16 protein-coding genes and 1 riboswitch are annotated in these 17,824 nt (G+C 70.7%); of the genes, 11 read left to right on the top strand and 5 right to left on the bottom strand.

The annotated features are described in order from the left end of the window. Positions 1-4: 4 nt before the first annotated feature. Complete coding sequence (locus ABZV77_RS21080; protein WP_356258807.1) at positions 5-895, bottom strand: RNA polymerase sigma-70 factor; 891 nt, start codon at positions 893-895, stop codon at positions 5-7. A 44-nt stretch (positions 896-939) separates the two neighbouring features. Next, positions 940-3,276 carry a chitinase C-terminal domain-containing protein gene (locus ABZV77_RS21085; RefSeq protein ID WP_356258809.1) on the bottom strand — a complete coding sequence of 779 codons (2,337 nt, stop codon included), beginning with the start codon at positions 3,274-3,276 and terminating at the stop codon, positions 940-942. Positions 3,277-3,567: 291 nt separating this feature from the next. Further along, positions 3,568-3,698: riboswitch (FMN riboswitch) on the top strand. A 213-nt stretch (positions 3,699-3,911) separates the two neighbouring features. On the opposite strand from ABZV77_RS21085, the gene ribD reads away from it, so the two are divergent. The 10 genes from ribD (at position 3,912) to ABZV77_RS21135 (ending at position 12,440) form a co-directional block, all read left to right on the top strand. Further along, the gene (gene ribD, locus ABZV77_RS21090) at positions 3,912-4,982 is read left to right on the top strand and encodes a bifunctional diaminohydroxyphosphoribosylaminopyrimidine deaminase/5-amino-6-(5-phosphoribosylamino)uracil reductase RibD (RefSeq protein ID WP_356259027.1); all 1,071 of its coding nucleotides are present in this window, start codon (positions 3,912-3,914) and stop codon (positions 4,980-4,982) included. 1 nt (position 4,983) lies between these two features. Further along, on the top strand, positions 4,984-5,604 hold the full coding sequence (locus ABZV77_RS21095) for a riboflavin synthase (protein WP_356258812.1): 621 nt from the start codon (positions 4,984-4,986) through the stop codon (positions 5,602-5,604). Between the two features lie 56 nt (positions 5,605-5,660). After that, a complete protein-coding gene (locus ABZV77_RS21100) occupies positions 5,661-6,248 on the top strand; it encodes a nicotinamide mononucleotide transporter family protein (RefSeq protein ID WP_356259030.1) in 588 nt (195 codons plus the stop codon). Continuing rightward, a complete protein-coding gene (locus ABZV77_RS21105) occupies positions 6,245-7,543 on the top strand; it encodes a bifunctional 3,4-dihydroxy-2-butanone-4-phosphate synthase/GTP cyclohydrolase II (RefSeq protein ID WP_356258815.1) in 1,299 nt (432 codons plus the stop codon). The genes ABZV77_RS21100 and ABZV77_RS21105 overlap by 4 nt, the downstream gene beginning before the upstream one ends. A gap of 50 nt (positions 7,544-7,593) precedes the next feature. Beyond that, a complete protein-coding gene (gene ribH / locus ABZV77_RS21110) occupies positions 7,594-8,079 on the top strand; it encodes a 6,7-dimethyl-8-ribityllumazine synthase (protein WP_055564786.1) in 486 nt (161 codons plus the stop codon). 35 nt (positions 8,080-8,114) lie between these two features. Continuing rightward, a complete protein-coding gene (locus tag ABZV77_RS21115) occupies positions 8,115-8,387 on the top strand; it encodes a phosphoribosyl-ATP diphosphatase (RefSeq protein WP_055564821.1) in 273 nt (90 codons plus the stop codon). A 56-nt stretch (positions 8,388-8,443) separates the two neighbouring features. Continuing rightward, entirely contained in the window at positions 8,444-9,292 is an 849-nt protein-coding gene (gene hisG / locus ABZV77_RS21120; RefSeq protein WP_356258819.1) for an ATP phosphoribosyltransferase, read from the top strand. Between the two features lie 32 nt (positions 9,293-9,324). Next, entirely contained in the window at positions 9,325-9,783 is a 459-nt protein-coding gene (locus tag ABZV77_RS21125; protein ID WP_356258822.1) for a PH domain-containing protein, read from the top strand. 231 nt (positions 9,784-10,014) lie between these two features. Further along, positions 10,015-11,358 carry a hemolysin family protein gene (locus tag ABZV77_RS21130; RefSeq protein WP_356258824.1) on the top strand — a complete coding sequence of 448 codons (1,344 nt, stop codon included), beginning with the start codon at positions 10,015-10,017 and terminating at the stop codon, positions 11,356-11,358. Then, entirely contained in the window at positions 11,355-12,440 is a 1,086-nt protein-coding gene (locus ABZV77_RS21135) for a hemolysin family protein (protein WP_356258827.1), read from the top strand. The genes ABZV77_RS21130 and ABZV77_RS21135 overlap by 4 nt, the downstream gene beginning before the upstream one ends. A gap of 21 nt (positions 12,441-12,461) precedes the next feature. Here ABZV77_RS21135 and ABZV77_RS21140 read toward each other — a convergent pair whose 3' ends face one another. Continuing rightward, positions 12,462-14,405: an AAA family ATPase gene (locus ABZV77_RS21140; protein WP_356258829.1), complete on the bottom strand. Its 1,944-nt coding sequence runs from the start codon at positions 14,403-14,405 to the stop codon at positions 12,462-12,464. Between the two features lie 499 nt (positions 14,406-14,904). Then, on the bottom strand, positions 14,905-15,513 hold the full coding sequence (locus ABZV77_RS21145; RefSeq protein ID WP_356258832.1) for an AAA family ATPase: 609 nt from the start codon (positions 15,511-15,513) through the stop codon (positions 14,905-14,907). A gap of 312 nt (positions 15,514-15,825) precedes the next feature. Between ABZV77_RS21145 and ABZV77_RS21150 the strand changes: the two genes are divergently transcribed. Next, a complete protein-coding gene (locus ABZV77_RS21150; RefSeq protein ID WP_356258834.1) occupies positions 15,826-17,178 on the top strand; it encodes a peptidase C39 family protein in 1,353 nt (450 codons plus the stop codon). Between the two features lie 7 nt (positions 17,179-17,185). Here ABZV77_RS21150 and ABZV77_RS21155 read toward each other — a convergent pair whose 3' ends face one another. Further along, entirely contained in the window at positions 17,186-17,740 is a 555-nt protein-coding gene (locus tag ABZV77_RS21155; protein WP_356258837.1) for a hypothetical protein, read from the bottom strand. Positions 17,741-17,824: the final 84 nt, after the last annotated feature.

The following is a 17,824-nucleotide window of genomic DNA, read 5'->3' on the forward strand; positions in this document are numbered from 1 at the left end:
GTCTTTATACGGCGGCCAGTTGGCGTTCCACGAACGCGAGCTTGTCGGGGTTGACGACCGACCGTACCCCGGTGACCCTTCCGTCGCCTCCCTCGAAAGAAGCGACGGCCGTCAGGTGCCCCGCCACCCGCATGACCAGCGCGGGCGCGCCGTTGACCTCGGCGAACGAGACCTCCGCGGACCCGAAGTTCGCCTTGATGCGGACGAGGAACCGCAGGACGTTGTCGCGCCCGAGGATGGGCGTGACCGCCGCGGCGACCTTGCCGCCGCCGTCGCCCCACCACGTCACGTCCCTGGCCAGTATCTTCTCCAGGCCGACGACATCGCCCTCGCGGGCCGCGGCGATGAACGACTCGACGAACCGCTGCCGCAGTTCGTGCCCCGGCGCGAAACGGGGCCGCGCATCGGCAACGGCCCGGGCGGCCCTGCGGTACAGCTGGCGGCAGCCCGCCTCGCTCGCGTCCAGGACGCCCGCGATCTCCCGGTGGCTGTACGCGAAGGCCTCCCGCAGCACGTACACCGCGCGCTCCCGGGGCGTCAGCCGCTCCAGGAGGACCAGCAGGGCCATCGAGACCGCGTCCCGCTGCTCCGCCGACTCCAGCGGTCCGAGGGTGCCGCCCGAGGTGATGACCGGCTCCGGCAGCCAGGTCCCCACGTACTGCTCGCGGCGGGCGCGGGCCGTGGTCAGCCTGGTCAGGCAGAGGTTCGTGACGGTCTTGGCCAGCCAGGCGGCGGGCTGCGCGATGTCCTCGCGCCGGGTGCCGTTCCAGCGCAGATACGCGTCCTGAACGGCGTCCTCCGCCTCCTGCGCGGATCCGAGTATCCGGTAGGCCAGGCCGAACATCCGGGGGCGGTGGGACTCGAACTCCTCGGCCAGTGCCGCTGCAGTGCTCACGCCCATAGGGTGCCAAATCCCACGGGCGTGAGCACTCAGGACAGTCAGCAGGCGCCGAGATCCTGCCAAACCCCCCATTCGCCACCCGCGCCGGGCTCATCGCCCTTCGTCCACCACTTGGCCTTCCACGTGTGGGACTTGTGGGACACGCTGGTCCCGCTGCCGTACTCGGCGGTCGAACCCCAGGCCGGTGCCGTGCACTTGCCGGGCGTCGGCGGGTCGGTCGGGTCCGGCGGGTCGGTCGGTCCGGTCCCGCCGCCGGGCTCGACGACCGTGGTGCCGCGCGCCAGGTCACCGGCGAGCGCGTACGTCGTGCCGCTGATGTTCACCGTCCAGTTCCACGGCGTGGACACCGGCAGGTAGTAGTTGAACGAGAGGTCCACGGAGGCGCCGGGCGCCAGCGACTGCCAGGCGGGCAGCTTCAACGAGACCCGGTGGAAGTCGCCCTTCAGGCCGCCGACGTTGCTCCCCGTGTGGTCGCTGCTGATTACCTTCGTACCGAATCCTGACTGGTCGGAGGCGTTTCCGGGAGCCGCGGTGGAGTAGTCGAACTGGAACTCCGTGCCACCGGGCAGCGCCGTCTTCGTGTTGTTGGTGATCTTCACCTTGGGCGTGATCGGGTAGTTGGAGTCGCCCAGCTTGAAGTCGCCGAACTCCACGCCGATGTCGACGGCCTTGGTGGGCAGTTCCTTGTTGGAGACCTTGGCGCCGTACGGCTTCGCGGCCTTGAACTTGTCGTACATCAGCGAGGTGAGCGTGTCGCCCATCTCGTACTGGCTCTTGGTGGCGTTCCAGCGGTAGTCGCCCGCCATCTCCCAGATCATCGTGCCGCCGATGCCCCGGTCGACCACGTAGTCGGCCTTCTTCGCCACCGACTCCTCGTCCTCCGTCGAAAGGAAGACCTTCTTGTCCGCGTTCCACAGCCAGGGCGCGACCAGCGTGGAGTCGTACTTGCGGGCGTAGGTGCCGGTCAGCTTGGTGTCCGCGGGGAAGCCGTACTTGGTGACGTAGTCGCCGACGATCCCCTTCTCCAGGTTCTTGGCGTGCCACATCGGGTTGGAGCCCGCGGGCGACTCCTTGCCGTTGTCGTCCTTGTCGTGCCAGAGGTTGTCGATGCCGACCGCGCCGTCACCGCACTTGGTCAGGCCGGATCCGGCCGGGCAGCTGGTCGCGGCCGCCTTGCCCCACAGCCCGTCGGTGCCGCCCTGCACGTTCTTGAACCCGCGGGTGTAGTACGGCAGGCCGATGTTGATGCGCCCGGCGGGCATCGAGCCGCGGAAGTAGTGATAGGCCCAGTCGGTGTTCAGATAGCCGATGCCGCCGTACTGGGAGCTGCCGTAGACGTTGGCGGCCGCGAGCTCGGCGTCCTTGCCGTCGTCGAAGAGCGAGGCGTTGGGGCCGACGTACTCGTTCCAGGCGCCGTGCAGGTCGTACGACATGATGTTGACGTAGTCCAGGTACTTCTGGACCTGGAAGGTCTCCATGCCGCGCAGCAGATAGCCGGAAGAGGGGGCCGCCACGGTCAGCATGTAGTGCTTGCCGTCGGCCGCGCCCGCCTTGTCGAGCTTCTGGCGCAGGGACTTCATCAGCGCCGCGTAGCCCTTGACGAGGCCCCCGCGGCGTGCGTTGGAGAGCGGGTAGTCGAGCGGATGGCCCGCGTCCTTCATCGAGGTCGGGTACTCGTAGTCGATGTCGACGCCGTTGAAGCCGTACTTCTTTATGAAGGCGACCGCCGAGTCGGCGAACGTGTCGATGCCCGCCTGGTTCACCGAGCCGTCCGCGTTGGTGGCCATCGAGTAGAAGCCGCCGGAGTTCACGCGCTTGCCGTCGTCACCGAAGTAGCCGCCCGTCTCGGCCCAGCCGCCCACCGAGATCAGCGTCTTGACGTTCGGGTTCTTCTTCTTGAACTTGTTGAGCAGGTTGAAGTGCCCCTTGTAGGGCAGTGACGGGTCCATCTCGGCGCCCTCGACGCCCGGCCACGTCATCCCGGTGGCGGCGTTCTTCTCGCTGTCGGAGCCGACGGAGAGCTTGTTGTCCTTGTCGACGTGTGCGAAGGCGTAGTTGACGTGGGTGATCTTGTCCCACGGGATGTCCTTGGCGAGGTAGGCGGGCTCGCCGTTCTTGCCGGTGCGCCAGCCGGTGAAGTAGCCGATGGTCCGGCGCTGGTGGTCGGCGCCCATCTTCTCGCGGCCGTCGCTGTCGTAGACGGAGCAGTAGGGGACGTTCACGCCGGGCGTCTGGTAGAGGCCGTCGGGGCGACAGGACGCGTCGTCGGCGGCGGCGGCCGGGGCGGCGCCGCCGGAGACCAGGCTGAGCAGCAGTCCGGCGACGGCTGCGCCGGACGCGAGGAGCGTGGGTCTCGCGCGGGTGGGGGACGGCAAGGGGAGCCTCCTGGGAACGGTGCGGAACACGAGCGGGGCGGAACAACACAACTGGCAGAGACGAGACAACTGGCAGAGATGTGGATCGTTCTGGGGCCCCGGCGTGCGCACACCGTCGGCTCCTGCTCCTCGGAGGTGACGGTGAGATTAAGAGGACTAGACCAGTGCGTCAATAGGTCTGGACCAAGTTGGTTGAACATGATGTTGAATGGTGGATGCTGTGAGCCAGCCCACAGGCGGTCACCCATATGGCCCACGACCGGCCATGGCACACTGGCCTCGTACCAGAAGCAGCGCACTCCGGGGTCGGTGTAATTCCGAACCGGCGGTTACAGTCCGCGACCCGGCCGCCTCCAGCGGCCGGTTGACCAGGTGAAATTCCTGGACCGACGGTGAAAGTCCGGATGGGAGGCAGTGCGCGGCGGGCGGGCATCTTTTGTGCACGCCGCCGTAATGGCTTGTTCCTGGCCTCGGCCGGGAGCGGTTTCCGGATTTCCGGGGACAGCTGTCATCCGGCGCAGGCGTCGCTCCAGGTGTCGTTGCCCGTACGTTCTGTCGTCATCGACAGTGCCCCGGAGTCCGTGCCCGAAGAGGCAGGAGACCCGGTGGCCACCGCCGTAGCCGAAGCAGCCGCCATGCGGCGCGCCATCACGCTGGCCGCCCGCGGCCTCGGCTCCACCAGCCCCAACCCCGTCGTCGGCTGCGTCATCCTGGATGCCGCGGGCGAGAGCGTCGGCGAGGGCTGGCACCAGCGCGCGGGCGGACCCCACGCCGAGGTCCACGCCCTGCGAGCGGCGGGCGAGCGGGCCCGCGGCGGCACCGCCTTCGTCACCCTCGAACCCTGCAACCACACCGGCCGCACCGGCCCGTGCGCGCAGGCCCTCATCGACGCGGGCATCGCCCGGGTCGTCTACGCGGTCGGCGACCCCAACCCGGCCGCGACGGGCGGCGCGCAGACCCTGCGCGCGGCCGGAATCCCGGTCGAGCAGGGCCTGCTGGAGGAGGCGGCCGCCGAGGGGAACGCCGCCTGGCTGACCTCCGTGCGCCTCGGCCGCCCCCACGTCACCTGGAAGTACGCCGCCACGCTCGACGGCCGCACCGCCGCCGCCGACGGCACCAGCCGCTGGATCACCTCCGCCGAGTCCCGCGCCGACGTGCACCGGCTGCGCGCCGAGTGCGACGCCGTCGTCGTCGGCTCCGGCACCCAGCGCGCCGACGACCCGCACCTCGCCGTGCGCGTCGTCGCAGACACGGAAACAGCCGCCGTGCAGCCGCTGCGCGTCGTCGTCGACACCAACGGCACCGCCGTCACGCCGGGCGCCCGCGTCCTGGACGACGCGGCACCCACCCTGATCGCCGTCGCCGACGACGCCTCACCCGCGTACGACACCGACAAGACGGTCCGAATCCCGCGCGCGGAGGGCGGGTTGGACATCCGGACCCTCCTCGACGTGCTCCACGCGCGCGGGGTGCGGTCGGTCCTCCTCGAAGGCGGTCCGACGCTCGCCGGAGCCTTCGTCGCCGCAGGCGCCGTCGACCGCGTCGTCGGCTACCTCGCCCCCGTCCTGCTCGGCGCGGGCCCCGCCGCCCTGACCGGCGGCGGAATCACGACCATCACCGAAGCGTTGCGGCTCGACGTGAGCGAGACCGTCCGCATCGGCCCCGACCTGCGCATCACCGCGACCCTCGTAGCGAAGGAGCACTGAAGTGTTCACCGGAATCGTCGAAGAGCTGGGCGAGATCACCGCCGTCGAGAACCTTCCCGACGCCTCCCGCTTCCGCCTGCGCGGCCCCGTCGTCACCGAGGGCGCCAAGCACGGCGACTCCATCGCGGTCAACGGCGTCTGTCTGACGGTCGTGGAGCACGAGGGCGACGAATTCACCGCCGACGTGATGGCCGAGACCCTGAACCGCTCCAGCCTCGGCGCGCTCGCGGTCGGCTCCCGCGTCAACCTGGAGCGCCCCACCGCGGTGGGCGCCCGCCTCGGCGGACACATCGTGCAGGGCCACGTCGATGGCACCGGCGAGATCGTCGAGCGCAAGCCCTCCGAGAACTGGGAGATCGTCAAGATCTCGCTCCCCGCCGACCTCTCCCGCTACGTCGTGGAGAAGGGCTCCATCACGGTCGACGGCGTCAGCCTCACCGTGGTCGACGCGGGGCCCGACTACTTCACCATCAGCCTCATCCCCACGACCCTCGCGCTGACCACGCTCGGCATCAAGCAGCCCGGCGACCCGGTCAACCTTGAAGTCGACGTGATCGCCAAGTACGTCGAGCGCCTGCTCGGCGACCGTGCTCAAGTGCCGTCCCAGGAGGCCGCCAAGTGAACTGGCTCAACTCCGAAGCCTTCACGGCCTTCGACCAGCACATCCTGTGGTCCGACATGATCGGCAACACCGTCGGTCTGATCGCCCTCGCGCTCGGCTGGCGGCGCTCGATCTGGACCTGGCCCGCCCAGTTCCTGTCCGGCGTCATCCTCGTCGCCGCCTACGCCTCCGCGCAGCTGTCCGGCGGCGTCGGCAAGCAGCTCCTCGTCATCGGCGTCGCGCTGTGGGGCTGGCAGCAGTGGACGCGCGGCAGGCAGCAGGCGCAGGACGGCTCCATCGCCATCCGGTTCGCCACCTGGAAGGAGCGGGGCGTCCTGGTCGCGGGGACCGCGGTCGGCACGCTCGCCGTCGGCGCCCTGTTCAGTGCCGTCCCCGACCTGTCCTGGAACCCCTGGCCCGACGCCTACATCTTTGTCGGCACGCTCGCCGCGATGGTCGCCCAGGCCCGCGGTCTCGTCGAGTTCTGGTTCGCCTGGCTGCTCGTCGACGTGGTCGGCGTGCCGCTCGCCTTCAGCAGCGGCCTCGCCTTCTCCGGACTCGTGTACGTCGTCTACCTCGCCCTCGTCCTCTGGGGCATGCGCGACTGGTGGCTGCGCTCCCGCGCGGCCGCCTCGCAGCCCGTCATGGAAGGAGCCCCGGCATGACTGTGGCACCGGTCTGGCGCAGCGCCGCCAGCGAAGAAGACACCATGGACCTCTCCCTCGACCCCGTGGAGCAGGCCGTCCGCGACATCGCGGCGGGCCGCCCCGTCGTGGTCGTCGACGACGAGGACCGCGAGAACGAGGGTGACCTCGTCGTCGCCGCAGAGAAGGCGACGCCCGAAATAGTCGCCTTCATGATGAGCGAGTGCCGCGGACTGATCTGCGCGCCCATGGAGGGCGACGATCTTGACCGGCTCCGGCTCCCGCAGATGGTCGAGCACAACACCGAGTCGATGAGCACGGCCTTCACCGTCTCCGTCGACGCGTCCGCCGCGCACGGCGTGAGCACCGGCATCTCCGCCGACGACCGCGCCACCACGCTGCAGCTCCTCGCCTCGGGCAACGCCGCCGCGGACGACTTCGTGCGTCCCGGGCACATCTTCCCGCTGCGCGCCAAGTCCGGCGGCGTACTCGCGCGCAACGGCCACACCGAGGCCGCCGTCGACCTCGCCAGGCTCGCGGGACTGCGTCCCGCCGGGGCCATCGTGGAGATCGCGGGCGAGGACGGCAGGATGCTGCGGCTGCCCGAGCTGGTCCCGTTCGCCCGCAAGCACGGCCTGACGATCATCTCCATTGAGGACCTGATCGCCTACCGCCGCTCCGCGGAGCCCACCGTCCGCCGCGAGGCCGAGGTCCGCCTGCCCACCGCCGCCGGCGACTTCACGGCGTACGGCTACCGCTCCACGGTTGACGGCGTCGAGCACGTCGCCCTCGTCCACGGCGACATCGGCGACGGCGAGGACGTCCTCGTCCGGCTGCACTCCGAGTGCCTGACCGGCGACGTCTTCCACTCCCTGCGCTGCGACTGCGGCCCGCAGCTGGAGGCGTCCATGCGGCGCATCACCGACGAGGGCCGCGGCGTCGTCGTCTACCTGCGCGGCCACGAGGGGCGCGGCATCGGCCTGCTCTCCAAGCTGCGCGCCTACGCCCTCCAGGAGCAGGGCAGCGACACCCTCGACGCCAACCTGGAGCTCGGCCTGCCCGCCGACTCCCGTGACTACGGCGCGGGCGCGCAGATCCTGCGTGACCTCGGTGTCCTCGGCGTCCGGCTGATGACCAACAACCCCGACAAGACCGACGCGGTCCTGCGGCACGGCCTGAAGGTCACCGGGCGCGAGCCCATGCCCGTCGAGGCGGGCGAACACAATCTTCGGTACCTGCGCACCAAGCGGGACCGGATGGGGCACGACCTGCCCTGGCTGGACACCACCGACGTGTCCGCCTGCGGAAACCAGTAAGCCCAGTAAGCAAGCAGCTACCACGGTCAGAAGATCTTGAGGAGAAGCGCGTGAGCGGCAAGGGTGCACCCGAACTGAGCGTGAAGAACTGCGGCGACCTGCGGGTCGCGGTGATCGCAGCGCAGTGGCACGACAAGGTCATGGACGGCCTCGTCGACGGCGCCCTGCGCGCCCTGAACGAGCTCGGCATCAGCGAGCCGACCGTGCTGCGCGTCCCCGGCAGCTTCGAGCTGCCCGTCGTGGCGAAGGTCCTCGCCGGACGCGGATACGACGCGATCGTCGCGCTCGGCGTCGTCATCCGCGGCGGCACCCCGCACTTCGAGTACGTGTGCCAGGGCGTCACACAGGGCCTCACCCAGGTCTCCGTGGACACCGGCGTACCGATCGGTTTCGGCGTGCTGACCTGCGACACCGAGGAGCAGGCGCTGGACCGCGCGGGCATCGAGGGCTCCCGCGAGGACAAGGGCCACGAAGCGGTCACCGCGGCCGTCGCCACGGCGACCACGCTCCGTACCATCTCCGAACCCTGGCGCTGAGGGGGACCGCCCGGCCGCGTAGAGTGGCGACCATCATGTCCAAGAAGACTTTCGAGGAGCTCTTCACCGAGCTCCAGCACAAGGCCGCCAACGGCGACCCCGCGACCTCCCGCACCGCCGAGCTGGTCGACAAGGGCGTCCATGCCATCGGCAAGAAGGTCGTCGAAGAGGCCGCCGAGGTGTGGATGGCCGCCGAGCACGAGGGCAAGGAAGCCGCCGCCGAGGAGATCTCGCAGCTCCTGTACCACGTACAGGTGATGATGGTCGCCCGCGGCATCTCCCTCGACGACGTCTACGCCCACCTCTGAGCCGTACGTCCACCACGTCCGCTCAACCCACCCATCACGCAAAGGAAGCCCGCCTCATGCTGCGCATCGCCGTCCCCAACAAGGGTTCACTGTCCGGACCTGCGTCGGCGATGCTCCATGAGGCGGGCTACCAGCAGCGCAAGGAGTCGAAGGAGCTCGTCCTCGTCGACCCCGACAACGAGGTCGAGTTCTTCTACCTGCGGCCCAAGGACATCGCGATCTACGTCGCGACCGGCAGGCTCGACATCGGCATCACGGGTGAGGACCTGCTGATCGACTCCGGAGCCGACGCCGAGGCGATCCTGCCGCTCGGCTTCGCCCGCTCCACCTTCCGCTTCGCCGCGAAGCCGGGCACGGCGGACGACATCAAGGACCTCGCGGGCAAGACCGTCGCGACCTCCTACGAGGGCATCGTCGCCAAGCACCTCGCCGAACAGGGCGTCGACGCCTCCGTCGTGCACCTGGACGGCGCCGTCGAGACCGCCATCGAGCTGGGCGTCGCCCAGGTCATCGCGGACGTCGTGGAGACCGGCACCTCCCTGCGCAACGCGGGCCTGGAGGTCTTCGGCGAGCCGATCATGAAGTCCGAGGCCGTCGTCATCCGGCGCACCGGCGCCGACACCGACAACCCGAAGGTGCAGCAGTTCCTGCGCCGCCTCCAGGGCGTCCTGGTCGCCAGGTCGTACGTGATGATGGACTACGACTGCCGTGCCGAGCACCTGGAGCAGGCCGTCGCCCTCACCCCGGGCCTGGAGTCGCCGACGATCTCGCCCCTGCACAACGAGGGCTGGGTGGCCGTCCGCTCCATGGTCCCCGCCAAGGAGGCCCAGCGGATCATGGACGACCTGTACGCCATCGGCGCCCGGGCCATCCTGACCACGGCCATCCACGCCTGCCGCCTCTGACCGGCCCCCTGAACCGGTAGGAGCACAGCCTCATGTCCGAAAGCCCCGCCATTCCCGCCCTTCCCGCCCTGCCCGTCACCTTCCGGCCGACGCGCACCCGGGCCGTCATGCTCACCGCGGGCGTCACGATCTTCGTGGTGATCACGGTGATCGCCTTCCTGCTGCCCACCCTCAGCCCGGGGGAGCGGGCCAGCTTCGTCTTCACCGGCGCGCTGCTCTGCGGTGTGCTCGTGCTGCTCAGCAGGCCCAAGGTCGTCGCCGACGAGTCCGGCGTCACCGTCGTCAACATCGCGACCAGCCGCCGCCTCGCCTGGGCCGAGATCGTGCAGGTCAACCTCCGGCCCGGCGACCCCTGGGTGTTCCTGAACCTCAGCGACGGCACCAGCCTGCCCGCCCTGGGCATCCAGCCGGGCATCGCCAAGCAGCAGGCGGTCGGCGACGCCCGCACCCTGCGTGCCCTCGCGGACGCCCGCACGACCCGCGAGAGCTAGGCCCCTGCGCCGAACCACCGAACAGGCTCTGGACGTTCCGTGCCCGGTCTTGATTAATCTGGTGGCGGGGCGTGCATGGAGTGCCGCCCCGCCCCTGACGGGCCCGCCCGGCTCCCAGGGGCTCCTGCTAACCGAGGAGTGACTCCCTCCGGCGATGGACGGATCGTCCTGTAGTACCTGCGCCGCCCCCTCCCGACATACCGGGACCGGCACGACCGGAGAGGCGGCGGCATGACAGTGCCCCTGCTGCTTCTCGGGGCGGCATTCCTGCTGATTCTCGCCAACGGCTTCTTCGTGGCGGCCGAGTTCGGCCTCGTCACCGTCGAGCGGCCGGACGCGGAGAAGGCCGCGGCGGACGGCGACCGAAGGGCCCGTACGGTCGTCGACGCCCTCAAGGAGCTGTCCTTCCAGCTCTCCGGCACCCAGCTCGGCATCACCATCACCTCGCTCGTCGTCGGCATGCTCGCCGAACCGGCCCTCGCGCAGCTGCTCGCGGGCCCGTTCACCGCCGTCGGCGTCCCCGATGGTGCCGTCGGCGGTGTCTCCGTGGTCGTCGGCATGCTGCTCGCCTCCGCCGTGCAGATGGTGATCGGCGAGCTGGTGCCCAAGAACTGGGCCGTGTCCAGGCCGCTGCAGGTCGCGCGCTTCGTCGCGGGCCCGCAGCATGTGTTCGCGCGGCTCTTCCGGCCGGTGATCGCGCTCCTGAACGCGGTGGCCAACCGTCTCGTGCGCACCCTCGGTGTCGAGCCCGCCGAGGAGCTGGCCTCGGCCCGCACCCCCGGCGAACTGGTCTCCCTGGCCAGGCACTCGGCCCAGGCCGGTGCCCTGGAACAGGACACCGCCGACCTGTTCGTACGCACCCTCTCCCTCGGCGAGCTGACCGCACAGCACGTCATGACGCCGCGCGTGAAGGTCAGCGCGTTGCAGTCGTCGGCGACCGCGGAGGACGTCGTGAACCTGACCCGCGCCACCGGTCTGTCCCGCTTCCCGGTCTACGACGAGCGGATCGACGAGATCGTCGGCATGGTCCACCTCAAGGACGCCCTCGCGGTGGCGGCCCACGCACGCCTCAGGACGCCCGTGGGACGCATCGCGCAGTCCCCGCTGCTCGTTCCCGAGACGCTGCCCGTGCAGCCCCTCCTGGAGCGGCTGCGCAGCGAGCAGCCCATCGCCGTCGTCGTCGACGAGTACGGCGGCACGGCGGGCGTCGTCACCCTTGAGGACATCGTCGAGGAGCTCGTCGGCGAGGTCCGCGACGAGCACGACCACCTCGACCTGCCCGAGCTCTGTCCCGCACCGGCCGAGGACGGCAGGGCGGCGTGGGACGCCGACGGCAGTTGCCGCGTCGACACGCTCCAGCGCATAGGTCTCGACGTGCCCGAGGGGCCGTACGAGACCGTGGCGGGGCTCGTCGCCGACCTGCTCGGCCGCATCCCGGCGCCAGGGGACCGGGCCGAACTCCCGGGCTGGCGGCTCTCCGTGCGCCAGGTCGGGCACTACCGGGCGGAGCGGGTGCGCCTCGTGCACACCCATGACGCCCTCGCCGTCGTGGAAGCCGCGGAGGCACTCCGATGAGCCTGTTGCAACTCCTCTTCGCCCTCCTGCTGGTGCTCGCCAACGGCTTCTTCGTGGGGGCCGAGTTCGCGCTCGTGTCCGTGCGCCGCAGCCAGATCGAGCCCCTGGACACCAAGCGGTCCCGGCAGGTCCTCTATGGCCTCGAACACCTGCCGCAGATGATGGCGGCCGCCCAGTTCGGCATCACCGTCTGCTCGTTGACGCTCGGTGCGGTGGCGGAGCCGACCGTCGCCCACCTCCTGGAGCCGGTCTTCGAGACGGTCCACCTGCCCGAGGGCATGATCCACCCCCTCGGCTATGTGATCGCGCTCGCCGTCGTCGTCTTCCTCCATCTCGTCATCGGCGAGATGGTCCCGAAGAACCTCGCGATGGCGGCGCCCGAGAAGACCGCCCTCTGGTTCAGCCCGGGCCTGGTCGCCTTCGCGCGGCTGTGCAGGCCGGTCACCGTGGCGCTCGGGGCCTGCGCCAGGGTCGTCCTGCGGCTCTTCAGGGTGGAGCCCAAGGACGAGGTCGAGGCGGTGTTCACCAGCGTGCAGCTGGGCCGCCTCGTCGAGGACTCCGGCCAGGCGGGACTGCTCGACCCCGTCGAGCAGGAGCGTCTGGAGGACGCCCTGGAGCTGGGTTCGCGCCCGGTCACCGACGTCCTGCTCGATCCGGGCTCGCTGGTGACCGTCGGCCCGTCGGTCACCCCCGCCGAGGTGGTGGAGCTGACCGGGCGCACCGGCTACTCCCGCTTCCCGGTCCGCGCGGAGACCGGCGCCTTCATGGGCTACCTCCACGTCAAGGACGTACTGGACCTGGAGGAGACCGAGCGTGCCGTGCCGCAGCAGGTGTGGCGCCCGATGACCACGCTGCGGGCCGAGCTCCCGCTCGACGACGCCCTGACCGTGATGCGCCGCGCCGCGACGCACCTGGCGCAGGTCGCCGACGCGTCGGGGAAGGTGCTCGGCCTGGTGGCCCTGGAGGACGTGCTGGAACTCCTGGTGGGGGAGGTCCGTGACCCGGCGCACCGGGTCACGGTGCCGAGGACGCCGCCGGAGGACTCCAGGGACTCCGCGCTCGCGGTCAGCCGCGTGGGCTGACCCGCAGGGACCCCCGGGGCGTCAGACCCCCGGGGTGTCCTGCGGTCCGCGGCCCGAGAGCACCTCGCCGTACGCCTGCATCAGGTCGGGCAGCCGCAGGGTCGACAGATCGTCGCGCCCCGGTTCGCCGGGGTAGCCGGAGAGCCGCAGGTCGCGGTAGGCACAGCTCTTCTCGTACAGCGTGCGCAGGAAGCGGCCGTTGCCGAGCTCGTCGATCCAGGACTGGTCGACGACGTGCCCGCTGATGGAGCGCAGCTCTTCGAGGGCCTCCTCGTCCCAGACGTCGCCGTTGTCCGCCGCGAGGACCTCGCCGATGGCGGTGAGTTCGAGCGGGCGGTACGAGGGGAAGTCGACGCGGGTCGTGAAGCGTGAGGACAGGCCGGGGTTGGCGGCGAGGAGCCGGTCCATGCCCTCGGGGTAGCCCGCGAGGATCACGACGAGGTGGTCGCGGTTGTCCTCGGCGCGCTTGAGGAGGACCTGCAGGGCCTCGTCCCCGTAGGCATCGCCCTTGCCGTAGCCGGAGTTGGAGAGCGAGTAGGCCTCGTCGACGAAGAGGACCCCGCCGATCGCCGAGTCGATCAGTTCGTTGGCCTTCACGGCGGTCTGGCCCAGGTATTCGCCGACGAGGTCGGCGCGCTGTGCCTCCACGAGGTGGTCGCCGCCAAGGAGGCCGAGTGCGTAGAAGACCCGGCCGAGGATGCGGGCCACGGTGGTCTTGCCGGTGCCCGAGGGGCCGGAGAAGACGAAGTGTCGTTTCGGCGGCTGCACGGGAAGGCCCTGCGCGGCCCGCAGACGCGCCATGTTCAGCTGCGCGGAGAGCGCCTTGACCTGGCGCTTCACCGGCTCCATGCCGACCATGCCCTCCAGTTCGGAGAGCGCGGCCTCCAGGAGCGCGGGGTCGGTGGGGCCGGGGGGCAGCTGCGGCGGGCCTGCCTTGATCGGGATGATCGCCTTCTCGCGCACGCCGTCGTCGGAGGGCACCGAGGATCCGGGTGCTCCCGGGGATCCGGCGGGGCCTGCGGGCCCCGTGGTGCCGTCCGTGGCCGACGGGCCGCCGTTCGAGGGGAGTTCGGGGCCGGTGACCTTCACGTCGCGGCCCTCCGGGCCGAACAGCACGTCGATGCCGTCGGGTCCCTCCAGCACGTCCTGGCCCGCTCCGGTGAGGCTGATGGCGGCGGCGAGGTCGGCCGCCTCGTCGTACCCGTCGCCCTCGGAGATCGCCGCGAGCCGCGCCGAGGTGTCCATGAAGGAGGCGTCGACCCGGTGCACCGCGCGGTACAGCGGCAGGGCCGCCGCCGAGCGGCCGGTGCCCTCGTGCGCACGGGCCAGCCAGTAGCGCAGCTCCTTGCGCTGGGGCTGTTCGCTGCGGCAGCGCATGAGGGCGGCGGACAGGAGCGGTTCCGCCTGGCCGTACGTCTCCAGGCGGACCCGTGCCATGCCTCCGAAGAGCCCCGCCTCGATGCCCAGCATCGCGTCGTCGATCAGCGGGTCCGTGTGCCGCACCAACTGCTCCCAGTCCTTGACCAGATAGGAGCGGCAGGCGTGCAGGAAGCGCACCTGCGGGTCCGCGTCGACCGGGGGCAGCCCCGCAAGCGCCCGGTCGAGCTCCGGGACGTGGCGGCCGTCCAGCCAGTGCGAGGCGTGCGCGAGCAGCAGGTCGCGCGTGTTCTCCAGGACGGGCTGCACCCACCAGCCGAGCCAGTACCAGGAGTTGAGGGCGCGGCCGTGCCGGGTGCGCTGCTCCCCGAACCGGTCCCGGTGCTGGAACATCCGCAGCAGCGCCGTCGTCGTGTCGATGCGCAGCGCGTGCAGCCCGAGCCAGCCGTCGGCCATCCCGGGGTCCATCCGCACCGCCGTCCGGAACTCGTCCTCCGCCTGCGGATAGGCGCCCATCGTGTAGGCGTCGACGCCCCTCAGCCAGGCGAGGTCGGCCGGGGCGGGTGCGCCCACCGCATCGAAGTCCATCAGGTCCCCCACAAACCGTGCCCCCGTTTGCGTACCGCCGGACCGGTGCCCGCCGGCGACTGCGCTGAACCACTGCGCTGCTGAACCACTGTGCTGCGGACGGGAGTTGCCTCGATGCGCAGAGCAGTCGTCCGAAAAGGCGCACCGAGATGCATCGTACCTGCGGGGGAGCGGTCGGCCGTAGGGTGCCGCACCGGGCGATCGGCCGGAAAGCGCCGACGAGGGGTCGGCCCGATGGTGACCGAACGTGAGCGAATGGAGCCTCGCGGCGGCCAGAAATCGGGCTCGGAGGGCAGAACGAAGCCCCCGATCACGGGGGAACAACCGGGGGCTTCGCGTCTGCGGGCGGCCTCGCAAGACCGCACATTCAGAACGTAAGTCCTGTAAGGGCCCTGGGTCAAGCAGAGTTGAAGCACTCGCCAAAACTTCTGGGGCCAAGTGGAAGTGGATTTCCGGGGGTTCAGCGGACCGCCGATGATCCCTCACTCAGAGTGATGATTCAGGCCTCTGTAAGCGTCACATGGGGGCCCGGAAGTACCTCGTATCCCTCTGGGCACTGCCGCACCAAAAGCTGCGCGAAGGGCCTGGAGGGGTCCCCGGTGAAGTGCTTGAGCTCCTCGGGTTCCCAGCCGTCCCAGAAATCACGCTGGACCGTTCCGTCCCGCAGGCGCCCCCGCTGCCATGCCTCCTCGTGCGGCACATCCATCCAGAGCAGGGCGGCGAGGTGCGGGCGCAGCGCCCGGCGGCCCGCGCCGACCCCTTCGACGATCACCACGGGCGCGGGCGGCAGGGTCCCGTCGGCCGGGCCGAAGCGCCGCTCGTGCCAGTCGTACGTCGCGTAGCGCGCCGTCTCGCCGCGGGAGAGGGGGTCGACGACCTGCCGCCGCACCCGCTCCGTCCAGTCGAAGAGCCGGTCGTGGCTGGCGATGTCGTCGAGCCGCAGGACCGGCGCGCCGCCGAGCGCCTCGGCCAGCCGGCGGGCGAACGTGGACTTGCCCGAGCCCGCGTGCCCGTCCACGGCGACGAGCCGGACGGGGCCGCAGGAGGGCGGCAGGCGGCGCAGGGTGTCGGCGAGGCGGGGGAGCGGGGTGTGCGGGTGTCCGGTCATCACGGGCAAGGGTACGACCGCGGAAGGATGTGTTCCGCGCGCCGTCGCAGGTCATGCCATTGGTTGAGGCCAATATTGATGCGTACGGCAGTGCCCGAAGCGCTGGCAGAAGTCGGCAGGGACCGGCCATAGTTGGCCCACTTCCGTGCACCTGACCCGACCTTTCCGGATCCCGCCGGAAACCACGTCGACTGGGGGTCCCCCATGGACCGAGCTGACCGCACCTCCCACACCGACCGCACCGCCCACATCGACCGCACAGACCGGCCCGACCGCACTGACCGACCACGGCGATCAGACCGAGCTGATGACATGTCCCGCAGAACCGTGCTCGCCACCGCCGCGGCGGTGGCCGCCCTCGCCGCCACCGCGTCTCCCGCCCTGGCCGCCACGGGCGGCCCCGCGGCCGGCCCGGCGCGTGCGGACCGCCTCGTGGACAACCGCTTCTGGACCTCGCACAAGGACTGGAGCTCCGGCACCCACGAGGGCACCGCCGCCGTCGCGGGGACCCGCCCCGGCCTGCGGATCGCGAAGCCCGCGGGCCGTACCGACTACGCGGACCCGCACACCGGCAGGACCGCCACCTGGGAGTACGCCCGGTGGACCGCCCCGGCCCACCGCTCCGCCGTCCCCGCCACCGAGCTGATCGCGTCCTGGAACGCACGCACCCCCGCCGGGACCTGGCTCCAGGTCGAGCTGCGCGGCACGTACTCGGACAGGACGAGGACTCCTTGGTACGTGATGGGCCGCTGGACCTCGGGGGACGACAAGGAGACCGACATCCGGCGGACCTCGGTCGACGACCAGACCGACGGCAGGTCCACGGTGTGGACGGACACGCTCTCCCTCGACGACGCGACCACGGGCCTGCGCGTCGTCTCGTACCAGCTGCGCCTGACCCTCTACCGCAAGCCGGGCGCCACCGGGACCCCCACGGTCTGGCGGCTCGGCGCGATGGCCTCGGCGGTCCCCGACCGCTTCACCGTCCCTGCGTCGAAGCCGGGGCTCGCCAAGGAGCTGACGGTCCCGCGGTACTCGCAGGAGATCCACGCGGGCCAGTACCCGGAGTACGACAACGGCGGCGAGGCCTGGTGCAGCCCCACCTCCTCGCAGATGATCATCGAGTTCTGGGGCCGTAAGCCGACGCCGGAGGACCTGTCCTGGGTCGACCCGTCCTACGCGGACCCGCAGGTGTGCCACGCGGCCCGGTACACGTTCGACTACCAGTACAACGGCTGCGGCAACTGGCCCTTCAACGCCGCCTACGCCTCGACCTACAAGGACCTCCAGGGCGTGGTGACCCGGCTCGCCTCGCTCACGGAGCTGGAGTCCCTGATCGCGGCGGGCCTCCCGGCCATAACGTCCCAGTCGTTCCTCAGGGACGAGCTGACGGGCGCGGGCTACGGCACGGCGGGCCACCTGATGACGGTCATCGGCTTCACGGCGGACGGCGACGTGATCGCCAACGACCCCGCGTCGCCGAGCAACCCGGCGGTGCGGCGCGTCTACAAGCGGCGCGAGTGGGAGAACATCTGGCTGCGGACGAAGCGCTACAACGCCAGCGGAAAGGTCGTCTCGGGCACGGGAGGCGTCTGCTACCTGTACTTCCCGACGAAGCTCTCCGCCCGTCAGCGCGCCGCACTGGCCGCGGTCGGGATCCGCTGAGCAACCCTCATCGGGCGTTCGTGCTCAGCGGCGGCGGCTGGTGGGGGCGGAGCTCGCCCGGCCGGTACTGCATCATCACGAACATCGAGTCGATCTCCGGGAGCGGGTTGGCGGCGGACGCGACCACCCAGCCAAGACCCTTCGTGGGGTGGTTGACCTGCCGCACGGCCCCGTCGGGATGCAAAGGATGGGAGGCCGCGGTCGCCAGATAGATGGGTCCCGCCAGGGGGTCGCGCCGCACATCGCTCGCCAGGTCGATGAGCGTGGGGTCGGTCGGGTGGTTCGTCACGGCCCGGCGCAGCGCCGGGCAGGCGCCGCGCGCCCAGTCCTCGGTCCAGTTCAGCAGGATCTTGTTCCGGACCCGGTCGTCCAGGAGCATCCACCGCATGATGTTGGCCGGTTCGCCGTCCGGGATGAGTGCTCTGAACTCGTCGTTGCAGGCCACGACGTTCCAGTGCCGGTCGGCGATGTAGGCCATCGAGCCCGTGACCCCTTCGACGACCGTCCGCCAGACCGCACCCATCGCCGTCCGGCCTTCTAAGTCCCGCTCGTCCGGCTGCACTTGCCTGCTCCCTTCGTGTCGCCCGCAGGTCGGCATCAACGCGATCACAGCGTGTGGCGCCAGCCTAGTCAGCGTTCGCGGCGC

The sequence above is a fragment of the Streptomyces sp. NPDC004732 genome (assembly GCF_040609235.1).
GTDB lineage: Bacteria > Actinomycetota > Actinomycetes > Streptomycetales > Streptomycetaceae > Streptomyces.

What these genes read in the sequence shown, in the direction of transcription:
- ABZV77_RS21125 (WP_356258822.1), top strand. Translation starts at nt 9,325, where the DNA reads ATGTCCGAAAGCCCCGCCATTCCCGCCCTTCCCGCCCTGCCCGTCACC.
- ABZV77_RS21115 (WP_055564821.1), top strand. Translation starts at nt 8,115, where the DNA reads ATGTCCAAGAAGACTTTCGAGGAGCTCTTCACCGAGCTCCAGCACAAG.
- ABZV77_RS21130 (WP_356258824.1), top strand. Translation starts at nt 10,015, where the DNA reads ATGACAGTGCCCCTGCTGCTTCTCGGGGCGGCATTCCTGCTGATTCTC.
- ABZV77_RS21105 (WP_356258815.1), top strand. Translation starts at nt 6,245, where the DNA reads ATGACTGTGGCACCGGTCTGGCGCAGCGCCGCCAGCGAAGAAGACACC.
- ABZV77_RS21150 (WP_356258834.1), top strand. Translation starts at nt 15,826, where the DNA reads ATGTCCCGCAGAACCGTGCTCGCCACCGCCGCGGCGGTGGCCGCCCTC.
- ABZV77_RS21140 (WP_356258829.1), bottom strand. Translation starts at nt 14,405, where the DNA reads ATGGACTTCGATGCGGTGGGCGCACCCGCCCCGGCCGACCTCGCCTGG.
- hisG (WP_356258819.1), top strand. Translation starts at nt 8,444, where the DNA reads ATGCTGCGCATCGCCGTCCCCAACAAGGGTTCACTGTCCGGACCTGCG.
- ABZV77_RS21145 (WP_356258832.1), bottom strand. Translation starts at nt 15,513, where the DNA reads ATGACCGGACACCCGCACACCCCGCTCCCCCGCCTCGCCGACACCCTG.
- ribD (WP_356259027.1), top strand. Translation starts at nt 3,912, where the DNA reads ATGCGGCGCGCCATCACGCTGGCCGCCCGCGGCCTCGGCTCCACCAGC.
- ABZV77_RS21100 (WP_356259030.1), top strand. Translation starts at nt 5,661, where the DNA reads ATGATCGGCAACACCGTCGGTCTGATCGCCCTCGCGCTCGGCTGGCGG.
- ABZV77_RS21135 (WP_356258827.1), top strand. Translation starts at nt 11,355, where the DNA reads ATGAGCCTGTTGCAACTCCTCTTCGCCCTCCTGCTGGTGCTCGCCAAC.